The sequence below is a fragment of the Streptomyces sp. O3 genome, from assembly GCF_054788135.1.
Genome location: NZ_JBTVYK010000116.1, coordinates 1 through 3,020, shown reverse-complemented (window position 1 = coordinate 3,020; position 3,020 = coordinate 1). Strand labels below are relative to the sequence as shown.

Genomic DNA, 3,020 nt, shown 5'->3' with positions numbered 1-3,020 from the left:
CTTCTGCGCCGCGGCGGGCTTGGGCGCCGCGGCGGGCTTGGGCGCCGACGCGGGCTTGGGCGCGGCAGGCTTGGCGACCTGCGCGGGAGACGGAGCCGACGGCGACGCCGGCTTGGGCGCCGACTTGCGCGGCGCGGGCTTGGCAGGCGACTTCCCGGCGGCGCCGCCGGGTCCCTGCAATGCGTCGGTCAGCTTGCGTACTACGGGCGCCTCGATCGTCGAGGACGCCGAACGGACGAATTCACCGAGTTCTTGGAGCTTGGCCATGACGACCTTGCTCTCCACCCCGAACTCCTTGGCGAGTTCGTATACCCGGACCTTAGCCACTTCGCTCCTTTTAGGTCCGGGTGAGGCCGGACCGTCGCTACTTCATGGGCGTACTCATCGCGTACTCATCGAGTGCTCATCGCAATCTCGACCTACTTCCAACTCGCGAGGTACCAGGGCCGTACGGGGTTCCGTACGGCACGTCTTACGGTTGCGCCTGCTCGACGTACCGGATCAGATCCGCGATGTCGAGCGGGCCCCGGACGCGGAACGACCGGAGAAACGCCCGGCGGCGGACCGCCAGATCGAGACAGACCTGGGCGGGGTGTACATAGGCACCCCGGCCGGGCAGCGTACCGCGATGATCGGGGACACCTACACCCTCGATCAGCACGACCCGCAGCAGATCGCTCTTGGCCGCTCGTTCCCGGCAGCCCACGCAGGTTCGCTCAGGGCATGCTCGGGCATGCGTCCGGCCAGACACGCTTAAGTCTACCTCCCCGCACCGAGCTCACCCCATTGGGTGAAGAATCAAACGGATGTCGTCTTGATCTCAGTGGTCCGGACTGCGGGTCTCAGTGATCCAGACCACAGGTCTCAGCGGTCCCGGCCGTGGCCGGGCGCGCCCTCGCCCTGCTCGGCGCCCGGCTCGGTGTCCGGGCGGATGTCGATGCGCCAGCCGGTCAGCCGGGCGGCGAGCCGGGCGTTCTGCCCTTCCTTGCCGATCGCCAGCGACAGCTGGTAGTCGGGGACGGTCACCCGAGCCGAGCGGGCCGCCAGGTCGATGACCTCGACCTTGCTGACCCGCGCCGGGGACAGCGCGTGCGCCACCATGTCGGCCGGGTCGTCCGACCAGTCGACGATGTCGATCTTCTCGCCGTTGAGCTCGGCCATCACATTGCGCACCCGGCCGCCCATCGGGCCGATGCAGGCGCCCTTGGCGTTCAGCCCCGAGCGGGTCGACCGGACCGCGATCTTGGTGCGGTGACCGGCCTCGCGCGCGATGGAGCAGATCTCGACCGAGCCGTCGGCGATCTCCGGAACCTCCAGCTCGAAGAGCTTCTTCACCAGGTTCGGGTGGGTGCGCGACAGCGTGACCGACGGGCCGCGGACCCCCTTGGCCACCCGTACGACGTACGACCGCAGCCGCATGCCGTGCGGGTACTCCTCGCCCGGCACCTGCTCCTGGGCCGGCAGGATCGCCTCCAGCTTGCCGATGTCGACCAGGATGTTCTTCGGGTCGCGGCCCTGCTGGACCACGCCCGTGACGATGTCGCCCTCGCGGCCCGCGTACTCGCCGAGCGTCGCGTCGTCCTCCGCGTCCCGCAGCCGCTGCAGGATGACCTGCTTGGCGGTGCTCGCGGCGATCCGGCCGAACCCGGACGGCGTGTCGTCGAACTCGCGAGGCTCGGCGCCCTCCTCGAGGCCGTCCAGGTCCGCCGGGTCCTCCTTCGCCCAGACCGTCACATGACCGGAGTCCCGGTCGAGCTCCACGCGCGCGTGACGGCGGCTTCCCTCGGTGCGGTGGTAGGCGATGAGGAGGGCCGACTCGATCGCCTCGACCAGCAGGTTGAAGGAGATCTCCTTCTCCCGGACCAGACCCCGCAGGGCACTCATGTCGATGTCCACGGCTACGCCTCCTCTTCGTTCTTGTTCTTGCGGCTGAACTCGATCTCCACACGTGCCTTCGCGATGTCCGCGAAGGCGAGCCGCCGCGCGGTGGCCTTGCGGCCCTTCACGCCGGGCACCTCGAGGTCGAGCCCCTCCTCGTCCGCCTTCAGAACGCGCGCGACCAGCTCGCCGGGACCCGCCTCGGGGGTCAGCTGGAACTTCACCAGGCGGCCGACCGCGCGCACGTAGTGGCGGTGCTGGGTCAGCGGGCGGTCCGCGCCGGGCGAGGTCACTTCGAGCACGTACTCGCCGGGGCCCATGGCGTCCGTCTCGTCCAGCTTCTCGGAGATCTCCCGGCTGAGCTCGGCGCAGGTGTCGAGCTGCACACCGCCGTCGGCGTCCACCACCACGCTGAGCACACGTCGCTTTCCGGCCGGGGTCACGGAGACCTCTTCGAGATCCAGATCTCTGGAGCTGACGAGCGGTTCAAGGAGGTCGCGCAGCCTCTCGCTCTGGGTGGTGCTCATCCGGGTGACTCCTCGGCCGCGTGTGCTGTTGTCGTTTCGTCTCGTCGCGTGGTGCGTCGCGTGTCAGGTCAAAGGGTATCCGGTCGCACAGGGTGTTGCCGTCCACTGCCCGCTCGCGGGCGGAGGGTACGGTGATCACGGGCGCTCCGGGTCACTCCCGCGCGCCCCACCTGCGCCTTCCCCACGCACCTTCCCTTGCCGCTCCCGACTTTCCCGTTCTTTTCCGTTCTTCCCGTTCCGACTTCCCCGTTCCGACTTCCCCGTTCCGACTGACGAGTCTTGTGAGGACGCCTGCCGTGCCGTTCACCCTGTCGTCGCGCATCCGACGTGCCCGGATCGGGCCGCGCCGAAGGAGTCTGCTCGCGGGGGCGGCCGGTGCCGTGCTGCTCGTGGGCTGTACCGACGACACGCCCGACTCGTCGGCGGACCAGCGCTCAGGGGAGACCGAGCGGGCACGCGCGCGTGTCGCGCGGGACAGCTCCGAGCTGGCGGCCCGGTACACCGCGGCGATCGCGGCGCACCCGGCGCTCGCGGACCGGCTGCGGCCGCTGCGCGCGGCGGCCAGGCGGCACGCGCAGGCGTTCGGCGACGCGCCGCCGTCGGGCTCCACGGGCC

At 70.1% G+C, this 3,020-nt stretch carries 4 protein-coding genes and 1 pseudogene; 1 reads left to right on the top strand and 4 read right to left on the bottom strand.

What is annotated here, in order from left to right; genetic code table 11:
• The 4 genes from ACX6XY_RS29920 to rimP form a co-directional block, all read right to left on the bottom strand.
• Window positions 1-327, bottom strand: a 327-nt coding sequence (locus tag ACX6XY_RS29920; RefSeq protein WP_460337722.1) for a translation initiation factor IF-2 N-terminal domain-containing protein, incomplete at its 3' end; no start/stop codon positions are given.
• 145 nt (window positions 328-472) lie between these two features.
• Window positions 473-751 (bottom strand): YlxR family protein, encoded by a 279-nt coding sequence (locus ACX6XY_RS29915; protein WP_460337719.1) that lies wholly within the window; start codon window positions 749-751, stop codon window positions 473-475.
• A gap of 113 nt (window positions 752-864) precedes the next feature.
• The gene (nusA, locus tag ACX6XY_RS29910; RefSeq protein WP_460337716.1) at window positions 865-1,896 is read right to left on the bottom strand and encodes a transcription termination factor NusA; all 1,032 of its coding nucleotides are present in this window, start codon (window positions 1,894-1,896) and stop codon (window positions 865-867) included.
• Between the two features lie 2 nt (window positions 1,897-1,898).
• Window positions 1,899-2,405, bottom strand: a complete 507-nt coding sequence (rimP, locus tag ACX6XY_RS29905; RefSeq protein WP_460337713.1) for a ribosome maturation factor RimP — start codon at window positions 2,403-2,405, stop codon at window positions 1,899-1,901.
• A 296-nt stretch (window positions 2,406-2,701) separates the two neighbouring features.
• Here rimP and ACX6XY_RS29900 point away from each other — a divergent pair.
• A pseudogene (locus ACX6XY_RS29900) lies at window positions 2,702-3,020 on the top strand (hypothetical protein); the annotation flags it as partial.

What these genes read in the sequence shown, in the direction of transcription:
- rimP (WP_460337713.1), bottom strand. Translation starts at nt 2,405, where the DNA reads ATGAGCACCACCCAGAGCGAGAGGCTGCGCGACCTCCTTGAACCGCTC.